This window comes from Paenibacillus pabuli, from assembly GCF_039831995.1.
Taxonomy (GTDB): domain Bacteria; phylum Bacillota; class Bacilli; order Paenibacillales; family Paenibacillaceae; genus Paenibacillus; species Paenibacillus pabuli_C.
The window spans coordinates 673366-691177 of sequence record NZ_JBDOIO010000004.1 but is presented as its reverse complement, the minus strand read 5'-3'; the positions used below and the strand labels follow the sequence as shown (position 1 = coordinate 691177).

Annotated in this window: 18 protein-coding genes; 2 read left to right on the top strand and 16 right to left on the bottom strand. The window is 47.9% G+C overall.

Going from position 1 to position 17812, the window contains the following annotated elements; genetic code table 11:
• Positions 1–21 precede the first annotated feature (21 nt).
• The 10 genes from ABGV42_RS22705 to ABGV42_RS22660 form a co-directional block, all read right to left on the bottom strand.
• Positions 22–429: an NUDIX hydrolase gene (locus tag ABGV42_RS22705; RefSeq protein ID WP_347383792.1), complete on the bottom strand. Its 408-nt coding sequence runs from the start codon at positions 427–429 to the stop codon at positions 22–24.
• A 17-nt stretch (positions 430–446) separates the two neighbouring features.
• Positions 447–1388, bottom strand: a complete 942-nt coding sequence (locus ABGV42_RS22700; protein WP_347383791.1) for a GNAT family N-acetyltransferase — start codon at positions 1386–1388, stop codon at positions 447–449.
• A gap of 19 nt (positions 1389–1407) precedes the next feature.
• Entirely contained in the window at positions 1408–1887 is a 480-nt protein-coding gene (locus tag ABGV42_RS22695; RefSeq protein ID WP_347383790.1) for a GNAT family N-acetyltransferase, read from the bottom strand.
• Positions 1888–1899: 12 nt separating this feature from the next.
• Entirely contained in the window at positions 1900–2385 is a 486-nt protein-coding gene (locus ABGV42_RS22690; protein ID WP_347383789.1) for a DinB family protein, read from the bottom strand.
• Positions 2386–2438: 53 nt separating this feature from the next.
• Positions 2439–2768 (bottom strand): low molecular weight protein tyrosine phosphatase family protein, encoded by a 330-nt coding sequence (locus ABGV42_RS22685; protein WP_347384464.1) that lies wholly within the window; start codon positions 2766–2768, stop codon positions 2439–2441.
• A gap of 166 nt (positions 2769–2934) precedes the next feature.
• On the bottom strand, positions 2935–3378 hold the full coding sequence (locus ABGV42_RS22680) for a GNAT family N-acetyltransferase (RefSeq protein ID WP_347383788.1): 444 nt from the start codon (positions 3376–3378) through the stop codon (positions 2935–2937).
• Positions 3379–3438: 60 nt separating this feature from the next.
• Positions 3439–3867 (bottom strand): GNAT family N-acetyltransferase, encoded by a 429-nt coding sequence (locus ABGV42_RS22675; protein ID WP_347384463.1) that lies wholly within the window; start codon positions 3865–3867, stop codon positions 3439–3441.
• A gap of 163 nt (positions 3868–4030) precedes the next feature.
• Positions 4031–5254 carry an amidohydrolase family protein gene (locus ABGV42_RS22670; protein ID WP_347383787.1) on the bottom strand — a complete coding sequence of 408 codons (1224 nt, stop codon included), beginning with the start codon at positions 5252–5254 and terminating at the stop codon, positions 4031–4033.
• Between the two features lie 381 nt (positions 5255–5635).
• Positions 5636–6190 carry a methylated-DNA--[protein]-cysteine S-methyltransferase gene (locus ABGV42_RS22665; RefSeq protein ID WP_347383786.1) on the bottom strand — a complete coding sequence of 185 codons (555 nt, stop codon included), beginning with the start codon at positions 6188–6190 and terminating at the stop codon, positions 5636–5638.
• Positions 6191–6255: 65 nt separating this feature from the next.
• Positions 6256–6960, bottom strand: coding sequence for a DNA alkylation repair protein (locus ABGV42_RS22660; protein WP_347383785.1), 705 nt, complete (start codon positions 6958–6960; stop codon positions 6256–6258).
• A gap of 192 nt (positions 6961–7152) precedes the next feature.
• Here ABGV42_RS22660 and mgtE point away from each other — a divergent pair, with 192 nt between their 5' ends.
• Positions 7153–8529, top strand: coding sequence for a magnesium transporter (gene mgtE, locus ABGV42_RS22655; RefSeq protein ID WP_347383784.1), 1377 nt, complete (start codon positions 7153–7155; stop codon positions 8527–8529).
• A gap of 119 nt (positions 8530–8648) precedes the next feature.
• Here the strand turns inward: mgtE and mmsB are convergent, their stop codons facing one another.
• From mmsB to ABGV42_RS22625, 6 genes are all read right to left on the bottom strand, one after another.
• On the bottom strand, positions 8649–9812 hold the full coding sequence (mmsB, locus tag ABGV42_RS22650) for a multiple monosaccharide ABC transporter permease (RefSeq protein ID WP_095359718.1): 1164 nt from the start codon (positions 9810–9812) through the stop codon (positions 8649–8651).
• Complete coding sequence (gene mmsA, locus ABGV42_RS22645; protein WP_347383783.1) at positions 9796–11346, bottom strand: multiple monosaccharide ABC transporter ATP-binding protein; 1551 nt, start codon at positions 11344–11346, stop codon at positions 9796–9798. Before mmsA ends, mmsB begins: the two co-directional genes overlap by 17 nt.
• Before the next feature lie 21 nt (positions 11347–11367).
• Positions 11368–12453, bottom strand: coding sequence for a multiple monosaccharide ABC transporter substrate-binding protein (gene chvE / locus ABGV42_RS22640; protein ID WP_347383782.1), 1086 nt, complete (start codon positions 12451–12453; stop codon positions 11368–11370).
• A 297-nt stretch (positions 12454–12750) separates the two neighbouring features.
• Positions 12751–14070 carry a response regulator transcription factor gene (locus ABGV42_RS22635; RefSeq protein WP_431523669.1) on the bottom strand — a complete coding sequence of 440 codons (1320 nt, stop codon included), beginning with the start codon at positions 14068–14070 and terminating at the stop codon, positions 12751–12753.
• Entirely contained in the window at positions 14067–15959 is a 1893-nt protein-coding gene (locus tag ABGV42_RS22630) for a cache domain-containing sensor histidine kinase (protein WP_347383781.1), read from the bottom strand. Before ABGV42_RS22630 ends, ABGV42_RS22635 begins: the two co-directional genes overlap by 4 nt.
• A gap of 52 nt (positions 15960–16011) precedes the next feature.
• The gene (locus ABGV42_RS22625) at positions 16012–17019 is read right to left on the bottom strand and encodes a substrate-binding domain-containing protein (protein WP_347383780.1); all 1008 of its coding nucleotides are present in this window, start codon (positions 17017–17019) and stop codon (positions 16012–16014) included.
• A gap of 208 nt (positions 17020–17227) precedes the next feature.
• Between ABGV42_RS22625 and ABGV42_RS22620 the strand changes: the two genes are divergently transcribed.
• Entirely contained in the window at positions 17228–17809 is a 582-nt protein-coding gene (locus ABGV42_RS22620) for a LysE family translocator (RefSeq protein WP_347383779.1), read from the top strand.
• The last annotated feature ends 3 nt before the right edge of the window (positions 17810–17812 follow it).

Sequence of the window (17812 nt, the reverse complement as noted above, 5' to 3'; positions counted from 1 at the left end):
CCTTTTCCAAAGCCTCTCATCTTAAAATTCAATATAAAAAGGCTGCATTTCAGGGCTTAAACAATATTCGATTCGCTGTCTGAAATTCTTCCACGTGACTAACGTTAAAGCTTCCTCCACCGGGAAATACTTGGTCTCTAAGCTTTCGTTTGATATGGTCAATTGACCTCCGATTGGCTTTGCCAGAAATAACGTATTAACAATGGATTCCTCCACATTTTGAAATACGCAGCAGAACCGGGTGATCTCGATATCAATCTCCGCCTCTTCCTTCGTCTCCCTTATGGCTGCAATGTGTAATGATTCCCCGACCTCTACCTGTCCGCCTGGCATATCCCATCCTCTTCTGGGACCTTTAATAAGTAATATCTCATTCTGATCATTGATCACAATTGCAGCTGCAGAAACAATATGTTTAGGTGGGTTCATCTTTACAAGACCTCTCTCTAATTTGATTCCGCAGGAATAATCATTTGTTGTACTTCTTGTACTCCTGGAACAAACCCGAGGTTATAATAAACGGATTCCGCATCGTTGCCTTCCATGACATACAACCGTAGGATTGGGTATTTCCCTTTGAGGATTGTCAAGGCTCTCTGCAGCATGCGTGTAGCAATCCCTCTTCCTCTGTGCGATGGGATAACACCAATACTGTATACGGCTGCCTCCGTGTCCTGTAAACAAAGCCGGCAATTGGCGACAAGCTCTCCCGTGTTTTGGTCATACACAAGCGTAGACGCTTCCGTGAGGATCTCATTGGACAGAGCGGGATCTTCATCAGGTATGAACTGTTCATACGAAGACTGATTTCTTCTTAATGCTTCAAAACCACCCACAAAGCTTGCGAAGTCGCAATGAGCTATTTCACTTTCGTTTGTAAATCGCTTGGTACCAGTTTCATCTTCGGTAATTTGAGGACTCTTGATGATTAGATCCGGGTCCCAAGTCACGTCGAATGGTTCAGTGGGACGCTGCATCCAGCGGCATCTGAACTCCACCGGCCAAAATCCGGCTTTTGCAAATAAATGAACCTGGTCCGGAAGAATTTCAAAGGCTTTAATAGGCTGAGTTCGATCAGACCAGCTGACTAATATCTTTTTCAGAAGCTTCAGTACCTCAAAAAAATGATTGAACGGCGGAATGAAAAATAAATGATAAATATTATTGGGTGCCATCCTTACCCCACCAATTTTCGATTCTCCCTGGTAAATCCAATACGCATTATTTCGGTTAGTACTGAAACGTTCTTCTCTGAAAAATCCAATAAAGCGCATATTGTAATAGACCGAGCAAAATATTCCCCACTCTTCGGGGTCAGCCTTACGAATAGAATATTCGCTGGATAAATCATACATTTCTATGTTTTCAGCCCAATCAGCTACCTGCATACGTCATACCTCCCCTATATTATGCTTCAAATTCTTGTATCCTTCTTCCATCTTGCACTCGATCTGAGAAGTTTCCTTGCGTGTACTCGTGTATAACCTTATTCCAAAATTGCTGTGCGGGCACGTTACTTTCGAGCTGACAAACTTCCCACTGTCCCTTATGCGTATCAAATATTTGTTTAGCTACCGCCTTGCCTATGCCTGCTTTTCTGTATTTCTTCATAATAAAAAACTCCGCAATCGAGAAGTAATTTCGCTCCTCTGATTCGATGATTCTGACTAACACAAAACCGATATAATTATCCTCTTGTTTAATAACATATGGAAATCTTTGATCCACTTCGATCCAATAGTCTTCCAAATAAGGACAGGGCTTAAATAGACCATCATCTTCTACATCACAATGGACAAATTCAGAGAAATCATAAATATAAAACTGCATCAGGTTTTGTATGACATCCTTATATTCTTTAGACGCTTGAATGAATTCGTAATTCATTTTGTTACCCCTTTATTTCAGCTGTGAGTTTAGTTTCTTAAAGCTATCAATCTGTTTCTTATGATGCTTATCATGTGAGATGAATGCCCTTACATACTTTTTAATACTAAACTTCTTCTTGTCTCCATCCTTGTACTCACGTGTGTATTCTTCTTCTCGAAGTCCAGTAATAGCATGAATAATGTTCATTCTCTTTTCTACAAATTCTTCGAGAATGGCCTTTTTGGATGTTGTCTTTGAGTATTCGATCGCATTCGCGTTAAATTCATCAAAATTCAGATGCCTTACGGTTAACGGTTCGTCTTGTTTGATTTTATAGATAGCTTCATTATAGAAATATTGATCCCACAGCATCATATGCGTGATAACGTCTTTCAAAGTCCATTTGCCTTCAGCTATTGGCGTATTCCATACCTGCTCAGATAGATTGTCTAACTCGATCACATAAGAAGTAAACGACTTAAATTCCTCAATCATTTCATCCGTAGTTTTAGCCATAGTCACATCGCTCCTAAAAATGAATTTTACTTCTCTACAATGAATTCATTACGCTATTCAGGAACTTCCAGATACTCTGACACTCTCGATTTCAAAATTTCTATTAAATCTTCATCCATAAACCTATAATCATCGGGTATATCCAAGTTGATAAGTGTTTTATTTTCCAATGTGTTTGTAAACTTCTCTCTAAGTCTTCTGATATGTTTTTTCTCCATTACAAAAATCATATCTGACCATCCGATATGTCCTTCAGTAACTTTAACTCTTGCACCTTGCTCGGTTCCTGCTGATCTCACTTCATATCCATTGTACCCATCAAAGATATTCTCAGCAGTTAAACTACGCCATTTATTTCGACTACAAATAAAAAGTAATTTAATGTCTTGTCACCTTTTTCTTATTCTTTGATTGTGTTGTCTTTGGTTCTTCAGAATGATATGTTATTTACTCAGCCATGCCAAGAGTACCCGGAATAGCGCCCTCATCGTTTTCCCATATTATTAATAACGCTTATTCACTCGTAATAGTTATTACATTCCCAAAAATCTACAGCTTTTTCTTCAGAAAGTACTGAACTATTCCCTCTGGATATTCATCAATGACTCCAAACACTTCATAGCCCATCTTCTGATAGAATTCTGGAGCCTGATAAGAAAACGTACTCGTATGAGCAAGTTTGCAACCCATACTGGAGGCTATGCTTTCCGCTTGTAAGATGAGAGACTTCCCATTCCCGTGATTTCTATATTCCTCGTCGATCCAAAAGTTATCAATATACAAGGTATCGCAGTATGTAGCACAGAAGATTCCACCTATGGCTTTGCCGTTCTTATCCCGCAAAAATAGATTAATGTTTTCTCCTGGCTTCTTTAATAACCCATTCGTCTCTCTTACATTGTAGTTATACAGATGTTCACAAATGGCTTTGTAGTCTTCCTCATGGTCTTCATATACGATCTGCAATTCAACATCTTGCTTTGGGCTATTCATCGAGCTATAACCTCATTTCGTTGGATTGGACTTCTTTGCTCACTTACACGGATCCTTCATCTACAGATATTTCTTAAATGCTTTGCTTGATTCTCCATCGTATCCTAATTTTTCATAAAAATGATGTGCCTCGCTTCTGGCTGCTCCACTGGTTAGAAACACTTTTACACAATTTTTCTGTATGCAAAGTTGTTCGATATACTTCATCAGTTCTGAACCATATCCCTTGCTCTGGACATGCTCTGTAACAATGACGCGTTCGACCACTCCAAACGGTCTATTTTCCACCAAGGCATCCAGACAAATATGTAAGTGCGCTGTACCAATGACCTTTTGATCCATTTCACACACGAGCAAGAAACTGTTGGGGTTATTTTTGATCTCCTCAATCCGTTCTCCCAACACATTTGTATCCAAGTTGTTCGGCAATAATTCTCTATACAACGATTCAATAGCCTGAGCATCTCTTGGCTCTGCTTCCCTGATCATCACGTTCACGCTCCTTATCTCCCACTTGGAAAACTAAATCCATCATAACCCAAATCATGGTATATGCGAATAAATTATTCCTCTCCCCTTAGAGTTGTATCTTCTTTTAACATCACAAAAAAACCACGGTTTCCCGCGGCTTCACATGATTTCTGCACTTCCCTTATACAGTTCCACTCACCATTTGTCCCTTGTACCATACCGCCTGCCGGGCAGATTTACGGGCAACGGCTTCCGCCGAGCAGCTTGCCTGAACCAGTACAAAGCTCGCCGCATCGCCTACTTTAGGCCAGACTTGATTCCCTTCCGAATCCAGCGGTGTAACTCCACCCGTGATGAATCCAAGAGACTGGGACAACGAACGTTCATCATTGTATCCATACAATTCGGCGAAGCGCCCTGCTTTCTCCAGTTGATCCCCACTGCCAAAAGGTGACCAATGATCGGTCAGGCTGTCTGTGGCCAGCTTCACGTTGACCCCCACGCGCTGCAGCATCGGAAGGGGCATAACCATTTTGCCGATGGGTACCGTTGAAGCCACGCTCATGCCGAGAGAGGCCATACGCTTCGCCATATCCTCCGCCTCCTGCTGCTCCGCTTGAGCGAACCAAAATGCATGACTCACCGTGACCTTCCCTTGAAGTCCTGCCTCTTCCGTCAGGTCAGCGAGTCGCTGCAGCGTTTGCTTGCCCGGCTCATTGCGATCATGCAGATGGATATCGATCCCCGCCTGATGCTGCACAGCCAGATCTACCATGGCATGCAGCGATTTCTCAATATGCTCGTCCACCGTATGAGGATCAAGTCCACCCACAATTGTAGCCCCTTCTTGCATGGCTTGGCGCATTAACTCCACCGAATTGGAGCGAAGCAGCCCATGCTGCGGAAATGCCACAATCTCCGAGGAGATTTTGTCTGAAAAGGATTCCAGTGCCTGTCTGGTCGCCTCAAGCCGTTTCAACCCGCTGACGGGCTCAATGTTGCAATGGCTTCGCACATGGGTAGACCCATACCCCTGAATCAGATTCAGGATACTCTCCGCTTGACGTTTCGCATCAGGCAGCAACTTGGGCAGCAGCACCTTTTCTTCTTCAATCCGTTCGAAAATGCTGGATATGCGCCTTACGGCTTGCCAAGGTCCATCGTAATACGTTTTATCCAGGTGAATATGTGCTTCTTCGAACGAAGGCAGCAGCAGCTGTCCCTTACCATCATATTGAGGCAGATCCGTCTGAAGCTCAGTGCCCTCATCCTTAATATCGGTGATCATTCCGTCCTCCACCCGGAGATGAGCCCTTTTCGTCTGAGTTCCCGTTACCTGTCCCTCTTCCATAATATACCCCCGCTCCAACGTTACGTTAGTCAACCAATACGCCTGATTTAACATGTCATCCCTCTTTCCACGAAGTGTGCCGTGCATGGTATCGATCATCTGTGCTCTATGGTACCATAGGGGTGAACGAGGCAAAAATATGTAAAACGTTGGTCTTCCATACGAGGATCGTTTGGATCTGACTAGCGGAAAGGTGTGCACTCAACATGAGCAAATGGCTTCATATCCTTGTAAGTGCAATTGCAATCACGCTTTTCATGATGCTGTATTATACGGTAACAGGGACGTCCCTTTCAGAAGTGCATTGGGGTTCGTACACGGTGATCCTCCTACTTATTCTAGTTTTTCCACAGACGCTCGGAACGATAATCAGAGAACGCAAAAACAGGCACAACTAAGTGCCTGCACCTTATCCATCGACAAAACCACCGCTCTTCAAAAATGAAACCGCTCATGCCCGCCATCCGTCACGCCTTCAATCCGCTCTAAGTCTAGCAGTCTGCGCTTCAACTCCAGACCTCCACGAAATCCGGTCAGCTTGCGGTTGGCACCGATGATGCGGTGACATGGCAGCAGAAGTGGAATGGGATTGGCTCCATTCGCTGCCCCAACCGCACGAACCGCGGTAGGTCTGCCAATTGCAGCCGCAATATCGCCATATGTGCGAACTTCACCATAAGGGACACGTCCCAGCTCTTTCCACACCTGCTGCTGGAACGTTGTCCCGATCAGATCAAGCGGAATTTCATCCGTATAACGGATCTGCTCCCCTGCAAAATAAGATTGCAGCCAATCCACCATGCCTGTTCGCTGTAAGGCCTCCTCATCTTCTACCAGCTCCACTCCTGGCGCAATCCGGTTCATCCAGCTGCTCCAGTCCTCCAACGTTTCATTCGGCATGACAATACGGCATATGCCCTGTTCCGTAGCGATCAACACCCACGGACTTCCGTCCAGCTCCAAGGTCGCCCACATGATCTTTTTTCGCATGTGTCCACTGTCCTCCCCATTGAGTATTTCATTTCGTTTCTTTCTATATAAAGAAGACTCCTCTGCTAAACACGAACAGATCTCTTCGTTTTCCGTTTCATGCTGCGAATCATCTGCTTGGTCTCCGGATCAACGCGATAGGACTCCGTTATTTTCTGCAGAGCTTTATTGTAGGTAAAATCATCCAACGTATTGTTCTTCAAATAACGCATCGTCACTTCCGGCTGTTTCACATAGGCCATGGATATTGCCCAGGCTACCGCCATTTTCACATAGTACGCTTCATGCTTAATCTGATCTAATGAGACTAGAACACGGTCGATATAGGTCTCGTCCAGATAAAAGTTCAACAGCATGACCACGCCAAAACGTATCTCGTATTCCTGATCCGATTTCAGATAAGGCTGCAGGAAATTCCACACGGATTCCGCATGTCCCCTCGTATATTTCAATCCGGCGCAGAAGCTGTCACATATCGACCAGTTATCGATCTTGGGGACAAATGCGGCGACATGCTCCAGCCATTCATCCAGATCAGTCTGGACATGACCAATAACCATCGCTTGCAGCATCACTTCTTCGAAGTATTCATCGTCTGCCGTTTCCAGATACGCACGCCAGTCCCCTGCAGCGAGCTTTTTCGCCATCTTTCGTATCGCAGGCAATCGAACTCCCATCAGATTTGTAATATTGGGAATCAATGCAGCCGAGAATTTTTGGTACTCTGGTTCGGCCAGACTGAGCAGCTGTGTTCTGATCTCTGTTTCCACTAGTGCAAGCCCTCCTCATCAGTTACTTGTACATCCAGTATATCTCCGCAGCGCCCATTTGTAAGCCCGGTACGAATGGTTGAGCAAGATTTCAATAGCCACCTACATGGCCTCACTCATCGAATTCGCTGTTTACCTCCCTTTCATTGCGTTTAAAAATACGGAGCCCCGCCTCTAGAAAGGAGTCTGGATATGAACAAAAACGGACCTCAGCCCTCTAAAGACGTTTCAATCGAAGAAATCACAGAACTGCTGGTTCAATATGTACAAGCCCAAGACCTCCCCGAATTTTATAAAGCGATAAAAGAACTGCATCCCTACGATCTTACTCTCGTCTACAAAAGGTTTCCCGAACAGGAAACGAAGCGATTTCTGCTCCTGTTCAAGCCGGATGTTCTCGCCGATATGGCTGAGTCACTCCCGCTTCACGAACAGGTTAAACTGTTCGAACAGCTTGGGCCGGAACGTACGCTGGAGGTCATGCAGCAGATGGACAAGAGTGATCTGATCCGGTTCATGCATGATTTGCCTGCCAAGCGCAGGGAACAGCTGTTATCGAACATGCATCTCGACCATTCGGCCATTATCCGTTCCGTACTGAACTATCCGCCCGAGACAGCTGGCCGGATCATGACCGACCGTTACCGTACTCTTCTGGCCCATGAGACCGCGAAGGAAGCGATAAGGGAGTCCCAGGGCACTCCGCCTATTCCCGCAACGAGCTATCTGTACGTTACGGATGATGAAGGCAAACTCGTTGGAGTCGTCAGTCACCGATCCCTGCTTCAAGCGGGTGACAAGACTCGGGTAGAGGAGCTGATGACGAAGCGCGTCATTTATGCGACCGTGGACATGGACCAGGAAGAAGCTGCTCAGCTGCTGCAGCGTTATGAATTTATCGCCTTACCCGTCGTCGATGAGAATCACAGACTGTGTGGCGTAATTCAGATGGATGATGTCATTGATATCATCATGCATGAAGCCAGTGAAGACCTTGCCAAAATGGGTGGTGGCGGCAAGGATATTGATTTTGATACCAAACCGCTCGTGGCGGTCAAGCGCAGGCTCCCCTGGCTCATCCTGTTGCTATTCATCGGACTCATCTCAGGCAGCATCGTGGACTTCTTCGAGGATACACTGAATCAGGTAGTCGCACTCGCATTTTTCATGCCCATGATCGCCGGTATGACCGGGAACACGGGAACGCAGTCCCTGGCTGTCGTCGTACGCGGTCTCATTGGGCGCAAGCTCGACAAGTCCACCGTACTGGCGTTGATTGGCCGGGAAATCAAGGTGGGTACCCTAATTGGACTCGTATGTGGTGTGATGATTACAATCATCGCCTATTTCTGGCAGGGGGACTGGCTTCTGGGCGCAATTATCGGCGTGTCCCTCTTCTTCACCCTCGTTATCGGTACATTGACAGGTACATGTATCCCTCTATTGCTAAGTCGCTTCAAGGTTGATCCCGCGGTTGCTTCCGGACCCTTGATCACCACACTGAACGATATATTGTCACTATTCATTTACTTCGGCATCGCAACCCGCTTCCTGGGCGCATTGATGTGAATAGCTGCGCCTCACAGATCGAAACGGATCGGCTATAAACGAAAAACAGACCTGCTATGAGTGATAGCGGGTCTGTTTCTGCGTTTACATATCAGCACAAGAATGTGTTTTCTACCGTTCTATGCTGATCTTTTGTTTTTGTTATAGATATCGAAGGCGACGGCAAGCAGAAGCACCAAACCCTTGATTCCCTGCTGCCAGTCAATGCCCAGTCCAATGAGGGACATCCCGTTATTCAGTACCCCCATAACCAAACCGCCGATGATCGCTCCAAACACGGTTCCAATGCCTCCTGAAGCTGAAGCTCCGCCGATAAAGCAGGCAGCAATGGCATCCAGTTCGAAGTTGGTACCCGCTCTTGGGGTAGCCGCATTCAGACGAGCAGCGAAGATCAGACCAGATACGGCGGCGAGCACGCCCATGTTTACAAATACCCAGAATGTCACTTTTTTCGTTTTGACTCCGGACAGTCCTGCGGCCTTCTCATTTCCGCCAAGTGCATAGACATGACGCCCCATTACAGTACGGTTCATGACGAAGGAGTAAACAACGATCAGTACAAACAGCAGGATCAAGATATTCGGAATACCGGCGTAACTCGCGAGTACGAAGGTGAACAGGTTTGTCACCGCAGCCACCACAATCAGCTTGAGCAGGAAAAGTCCCTGGGACACCACCGCGAATCCGTATTTCCGCTGGGAGCGGCGTTCCCGCAGTTCATTCACGATATACCAGATCGTAAGCGCGATACCTACAAGAATCGAGATGAGACCGAAACCTGAGAATTGAATATCAGGCAGGAACCCGGAGCTAATCTTTTGGAACCCTCCCGGAAAAGGAGAAATCGACTGGCCCTCCAGCACAATCATCGTCAAGCCGCGGAAGAGCAGCATGCCCGCGAGGGTTACGATAAAGGCAGGAATCCGCACATATGCGATCCAGAAGCCCTGCCATGCCCCGATTAATGCCCCGACCAGCAAAGAGGCGATTACCGCCAGCCAGGCCGGAAGCTGCCAGTCGACCATCATGATGGCCGCTACCGCACCAACAAAGGCTGCAACCGATCCGACCGACAGATCAATATGCCCGGTAATGATGACCAGTACCATCCCGATGGCGAGCACCAGGATATAGCTGTTCTGCAGGATCAAATTCGTAATATTGATCGGCTTCAGCAAGAGCCCGCCAGTCAGCACCTCGAACAAGATCATAATGACAACCAGTGCGATAATCATGCCGTATTGGCGTATATTGTTTTTGAACAGTTTAGTTAGCATTTCCATGCTTCTCGCCTCCAGACTTCGTCATATATCTCATCAACGTTTCCTGCGTTGCTTCCTCTCGGCTAACTTCTCCCGTGATACGCCCGGCATTCATGACATAGATCCGGTCACACAGGCCAAGAACCTCGGGAAGCTCGGATGAGATCACCAGCACGCCCTTGCCCTCAGCAGCAAGCCGGTGAATAATCGTATAGATTTCGAATTTGGCACCCACATCGATTCCACGGGTCGGTTCATCCAGAATGAGAATATCCGGTCCGGCAAAGATCCATTTGCTCAGCACCACTTTCTGCTGATTACCACCGCTCAGGTTGCCGGTTTTCTGCAAAATGCTCGGTGCCTTGATATTCATGCTTTTCTTCATCTCTTCAGCAACCAGCACTTCTTCACGCTCGTTCACAACGGCGTTCTTGGTCAGCTTGCCCAGACCCGTTAGTGAGATATTGCGTTTGATATCGTCCATAAGAATAAGCCCGTATTCCTTCCGATCCTCCGTCACGTAGGCAAAACCGTTCTGAATCGCCTCCGTGACGCTGTTGTTCTGAATCGGTTTGCCATCCTTGATCAGCTGGCCCGATATGTTGCGTCCGTAGGATTTGCCGAACATGCTCATGGCCAGTTCCGTACGCCCCGCACCCATCAGACCCGCTATGCCAACGATCTCACCACGCCGGATGTTCATGTTGACCCGGTCCAGCACCTTGCGATCAGCATGATGCTCGTGATAGACGGTCCAGTCCTTTACTTCCAATATGACTTTCCCGATATCTGCATGGCGTTCCGGGTAACGGCTTGTTAGATCACGGCCAACCATTCCGCTGATAATCCGATCCTCGGTGACGTTATCCTTTCTCATGTCCAGCGTCTCGATCGTCTTGCCGTCCCGCAAGATCGTGACGGAGTCCGATACCTTGGACACCTCATTCAGCTTGTGGGAGATCAGGATACACGCGATTCCCTGCTTCTTGAACTCCAGCATTAATTGGAGCAGGTTCTCACTATCATCCTCATTCAGCGCTGCCGTCGGTTCATCCAGGATGAGCAAACGAACCTTTTTGGAGAGTGCTTTTGCAATTTCAACCAGCTGCTGCTTCCCTACACCGATGTTGGATACAAGGGTGTTCGGATTTTCGCTCAGGCCCACTTTGGAGAGCAATTCACGTGTGCCGACCAATGTTTCTTTCCAGTCAATGATGCCTTTGCTGGCACGCTCGTTGCCCAGGTAGATGTTCTCGGCAATGGATAGGTAAGGGATCAGTGCGAGCTCCTGATGGATAATGACGATTCCCAGATCCTCGCTCTGCTTGATGCTTTTGAACTCGCATGTTTTCCCTTGGAACAAAATATCCCCTTCGTACGTTCCATGTGGATATACACCGCTAAGCACTTTCATCAGTGTGGATTTACCTGCACCGTTCTCACCGCACAGGGAATGAATTTCACCTTCCCGGATCTTGAGATTGACGTTTTCCAGTGCTTTGACGCCAGGAAAGGTTTTGGTGATGCCCTTCATTTCCAATATGATTCCGGTCATGGGACTTGCTCCTTTCCATTATTATTTCAGTCCGATTTCTTCTTTGGTGTAATAATTGGTGCCGACAATGTCCTTCTCCACATTGGTCCGGTCCACGGAGATCGGATCCAGCAAATAGGCCGGTATGATCTTAATCCCGTTGTTATATGATTTTTCGTCATTCACTTCTGCTTGTTTCCCTTGTAAAATGCTATTGGCCATCTCTACCGTCTGCTCCGCGAGCTTGCGTGTATCCTTGAATACCGTCTGTGTCTGCTCTCCGGCAACAATGGATTTAATGGAGGCCAGCTCCGCGTCCTGCCCAGTAATAACAGGCAGAGGTTTACTCTCTGATCCGTATCCGACACCTTTCAGCGACGAGATGATGCCGATGCTGATTCCGTCGTACGGGGACAACACTGCATCCAGGTTATCTCCGGAGTAATAGGCACTTAGCAAGTTATCCATCCTCGACTGGGCGAGTGCTCCATCCCAGCGCAAGGTCGCAATCTGTGCCATTGTGGTTTGGTTGCTCCGTACCACAAGCTTGCCGGAATCAATATAGGGTTTCAGTACAGACATTGCACCGTCGAAGAAGAAATACGCATTGTTGTCATCGGGTGAGCCGCCAAACAGCTCGATGTTGAATGGTCCTTTGCCTTCCTTGAGGCCAAGCTTCTGCTCAATGTAGGAAGCCTGCAGCACCCCAACCTTGAAGTTGTCGAACGTCGCATAATACGTGAGATAGGGTGTGTTCCGGATCAGGCGGTCGTATGATATAACTTGAATGCCCTCATCGTGAGCCTTCTTGATTACATCCGTCAGCGTATTTCCATCCACGGATGCAATCACCATCACATCCACTCCCTTGGTGATCATGTTCTCAATCTGTGAAATCTGATTTTCGACCACGTCCTCAGCGTACTGCAGATCCGTCTTATACCCCTGTTCCTGAAACAGGCGGACCATGTTCTCTCCGTCGCCGACCCAGCGCTCGGAGGATTTGGTTGGCATAGAAATGCCGACATAACCTTTTTCCTTGCTGCCTGCTCCGCTCTCAGCCAGATTGCAGGCCGATAACATCAGGGTCATCACCAGAAGCCAGATCATCGCTGCTCCTTTTTTCATATCAAGTTCCCCTTTCCTCAAACCATGCGCATCTGAATGAATCACAAGATAACGCTTACAATGTTGAAATGAACTTCTATTGCCTTCTGTTTTTGCCTGATCCAATCGTAGCATTGTGAGGTTTGAACGGTCTTTGCAGCTTTTAAACCTTTTTTATAAAAATTTAACTTTTGTATAATCAGGAGGAGTGCAGCATCCTTTGACTTGAATCCCGTTCATCACTGGATAAAAAAAAGAGCTGATCCGCTTCTCTGAAAGAAGCAGAGCAACTCCGTGGTATTGGTCATACTAATGATGCTACACCCGGTCTTCGGAGGCATTCTGCCCTGTGCCCCCATCCTTCCGATACTGTGCGGGTGAAATGCCCATCACTTTCTTGAACGCCGTGCTGAAATAGTGCTGGGTATCGTAACCGACCCGTTCTGCAATGCTGTGGATAGGCAGTGCCGTTGAATCCAGCAGCTGTACTGCTTTGCGGATGCGGGCATGTGTGACCAGGGTTACGAATGTATCGTTTAACTCTTTCTTGAGCACCCGGCTGAGATATACCGAGGAGACTTGCAGACGCGAAGCGAGCGATTCCAGTGTCAATTCCCGTTCCGCGTATCCTTCATGAATGATCTGCCGAGCTCTGCGCACCAGCGGAGATAAGCGGGCTTCCCCATAGATAAGCTCACGGCATAACCGGTAAGCACTCGGGACTTCCTCCAATGCACCTGTATTCTGCTCCACATGAGCATGAACAGCAATATTCAGACAGGTACTAATTTGCTGTTCAATGGTGCAATCCAGTTCTTCCGGAGCTGTCTGCCATAGACAGAAGCCAATTAATCCATTCGGGTCCCGGAACAGGACATGGGGAAGATCTCCCAGCAGCTCACCGATAATATTTTCTACGGCAAAAAGAAACAATTGACGATCATTCTCCCGCATAAGGGACTGGCGTGCTTCGGCCGCAGGCCAGCGGACGACCCCGATCTGCACAGGCGGATCCGATGGCAGGCGCAGGAACGCAAGCTGCTCCGTCAGATCTTTTCCTTCCGCTCGTCCTTCCAGCCACTCTAGACAAAAACGCTGCCGCAGCAGCGGAATATTGCGTTCGATCTGGTCGGCAGCCTGCTTGACGTAGGCCGTACGTCTGCGTTCTTCATCCATCCGCTGTTTCAGGCGCATAAGTGCAGTGTGCAGCCGCTCTGCATCTACCGGCTTAAGAATGTAATCCTCCACGCCAAGCCGCACAGCCTCTTGGGCATAAGCGAACTCATCATGCCCGGAGATGATGAGGCAGCGGCAATCCGGACACTCGTCCTGAAGGCGACGGATCAGATCAATGCCGTTCAGAAATGGCATGTTCATATCCACTAGAATGATATCAATACCAAACTGGACAGCCAGCTCCAGTGCTTCCTCTCCGTCCTCCGCTTCACAGGCAACCTCCATGCCAAGCGCTTCCCAGTCAATGGCATCCCGAATGCCTTCGCGAATAATCGGTTCATCATCTGCGATCAGCACTTGGTAACGCCGGGCCGACTGCAATGTCTGGGCTGCAGCCACTGATGCTGCTGTACTCTCCGTCTCTGGTTCTGTCCAAGCTGCTCGGATCATTGCTTCCTTCATTGACTATCCCGCCTTCCTTCAGTATCGAATTGCAACGCTTGTGGAAGTTCTTTCATCAACGGCTGAGTGATGGTCACACAAGTCCCTTCACCTTCACGACTATTCAAACTGATCCCATATTCTTCTCCAAAAGAAAGCCGAAGGCGTGCCTGTACATTCAGCATGCCATAGCTTTTGCCGCCCTGACCGGCTTCCTGTGTTTCCATGCTTTCCAGGGGCGTACCGAGCAGTTGCGCCATCTCGTGCAGCCGCTCGCTGGACATCCCGGCGCCATCATCCTGTACCGTCAGATACAGCTTATGATCTTGTACTTTGGCTTCAATTCGAATGGTACCCGGACCTCGTCTGCCCTTAATCCCGTGATAAATGGCATTTTCCACAATAGGCTGCAGCACCAGCTTAAGCACGAAGAGCTCCTTCAGCTCCTCCGGAATCACCAACTCACATTGAAGTCGGTTCCGATACCGGGTCTGCTGAATTTGCAGATAACTGGATATATGTTCCACCTCGGATTGCAAGGGAATGAAATCATTGCCTTTGCTGAGCCCGATACGAAACAGTCTGGACAGAGCACCTACCATCTCGGATACATCGTCCACACCTTTCCTCTGTGCCATCCAATGGATCGTATCCAGGGTGTTATATAAAAAATGAGGTTTAATATGCTCCTGCAGGCTTCGCATTTCAGCATCCCGTTTTTGCCGCTCCCGTAATTCGTTAAGGGACATGAGCTGCCTGATCTGTGCCAGCATTCGGTTAAAACTTCTGCCCAGCATGCCGATTTCATCAGCCCGGTCGCTCCAGCGGCCGGATCTGAGATTTCCCGTTTCCGCCCTGCGCATATAAGACATTAACCGGAAAATCGGTTGAGCAATGGAACTGGAGAACCGAAGGGAAGCGCTCAGACCAAAGAGACAGACCATGAACACAAAACTGACGACGTAAAACTGAATCTGGCGGACTTCAGCTATCGATTCCCTTGCCGGGAATACCCCTACAGTTCTCCATCCTGTGAACGAGGAAGACTGGTACATGAACAACAATTCCTTCCCATCCGCTTCTGCGTTAAATATTCCGCTATCTCCGGATGGGAACCACGCTGATGGAATCTGCTCAACAAGTGGATTGTCCGGCATATAGACACTTCGCCCTTCTGCATCGGTCACCATCACATATCCGGATTTCCCCAGCGTCACATCCCTGGCGGCCTGAGATACGGTACGCAGTTTCAGGTCAATCATAATGACACCGAGCACGCGTCCTGATGTTTCATCCGTAATGGAACGTGCAACAGACACAATTTCACTATCCTTATACCGAACATGTGTCGTGATGTTACGCTGTCTCGGTTGACCCAGAACCGTAAAAATGCCGGCATTCCGGGATGCACCTTGGTACCATTCCTCCTGAACCAGGCTCAGATTGGTTTTCGGGTACATCTCGTTGCTAATGTAATCTCCGTTTCCATTCACGAGGACAATTCCTGCTATCTCCGGATACAATGTCGTGAATCCCTGCAAAAACTGCTTGATCCCATACAGTTGATCCTGATCTGTGGACTGGTTCGAATCGCCACTGGATACGGCTGCTCCTGTATGACCGTCAAACTCCGTTTTTCCTTCCATGAACGCACGGATATCCGGGTCAAACGCAATCAGATAGGTCATGTTTTGCAAATTCTCCATCTTGCTGTCAAGTGCTTCATTGACTTTACCGATCAGCTGCATCGTGTGTCCCTCAACCTGTCTTTCAACAATCCGTTCCACAGTCCAGTTCACCAGCAGTCCGAGTCCCACTGAAGGAACAATCGCAAAGAGCAGAAAGAGCAGCATCAGCTGATAGCGAAGCGGCATATTACGCAAGCGCAGACTCTGTAATCCGCTCTTCATCCGGAAGCGGATTCTCTTCCAACTGAGAGGCATATGTGACCGATGATCCGTTTTATTTGGCATAATAATCATCTACATTCGAGCGTGTCACGACAGAAATTCCGGTATCCACCCTTACCGGCAGCGGTGCATTTTCATCGGAAGAAGACGGTGCAGGTACGGTCAGTTGGTGATGCAAATGAAACAGGTATTGAAGGGACCAATATCCCATGTTCCAGGTTCCCTGTGCGATGGTTGCAGAGATTGTGCCGCTCTTGATCATATCCAGCGTAGCTTTATTGGTATCAAAGGATATGATTTGGAGCGGATGACCTGCATCCGCATTCTGAACCGCTTCACCGACACCCGCTGCCCCAGTCGCTTCGGTGACAAAAATACCGCCGAGCTCTGGATATGCCTTCATCATTCGGAGGGCTTCATCTCTTGATTTCATAGCATCTCCGTGTCCATCCGCGACTTCAACGACCTTCATGGAAGGGTATCGGTCACGAATCGTATCGCGGAACCCTTCGGTTCGTTCTTCATGATTTTGCTGTCCCGGCATGGTCAGAACGGCGACTTCTCCCCCCCGGCCCAGAAGCTCGGCCATTTTGTCCGCAGCAGTCACCCCAGCTTGGTAATTGTCCGTACCGAGAAAAGAATAAGCCCTGCTGTCCGGTGCATCCGCATCAAACAAAACCACCGGAATGCCTGCATCCAATGCTTTGTTAATCACAGGAATAAGCGATTGCGGGTCAATGGCGGAGATGGCGATGCCTGCCGGTTTCCGTGCAATAGCTTGCTCAATGATCGTGGTTTGTTCCTTCGGGTCATATCGGGTAGCTCCCCGATACTCCACGGTTACTCCAAGCGCATCCCCTGCATCCTCGAAGCCTTTGAGCACACTTTTCCAATATTCCAAGCCGGACTGAAATGTGATCATGATGTATGTTTCACCAATATCTCCACGCAGTCCCTTTGCCTCCCAAGAGCCATTCGCTTCGCTTGAGTATTCATACCTGAGTACATACAGTGCAAAAGCAGAGATAAGCAAAATGTAGACCAGCAATGTCTTTTTCATATTCGTTTTCACATCCTTGAGGTCTGTCCACTTGTGTTCCGCTTAAATTGTAAACGCAAATACGCAAAAAAGAAACCGCTTTCCTCTCCGACCAAATTATCTTCATACTTTCGATCTCAGGTTGTGCTGCTGCAATAATGTACTATCGGTTCAACCATCCCCGCAGTATGATCATGAAACCACAACCAGGGGGAGGCACTATGAAACTATGAACCTTACATCTTTTTTGATTTATTGCATTGTGGTTACCTTTACACCAGGACCCAGCAATATTGTCATTTTATCTTCCGTCCAGCACGCGGGTGCACGCAAAACCATGCATTATGTGTGGGGAGCCACCATGGCATTTGGTATGCTGCTTGCCGCATCCGCTTTCCTCAATCATCTTCTGGCCGGCATCTTGCCCAGTCTTCTGCATGTGATGCAGATTGTTGGCAGCCTGTATATGCTGTACCTCGCCTATCAGATCTACAAGATGGGATCTTCCGCGGAGGCACCGAAGCAAGCGACCGGATTTGTGAGCGGTTTAATCATGCAGTTTGTGAATCCGAAAGTGATTCTGTTCACGTTCACCGTCATCCCCAGCTATGTACTGCCTTATTACGATTCCTCGCTGTCCACGGTGCTATTCGTCTTTCTCATTACTTTGATTGGATTTTTGGCCTTTACGAGCTGGGTTGTTTTCGGCTCTGTGTTCAGGAAGTTTTTGCATGATCATCAAAAAGCTTTTAGTATCGTGATGGCTCTCTTTTTGGTATACTCAGCCATTATGGTATCGGGACTCATCTAGATT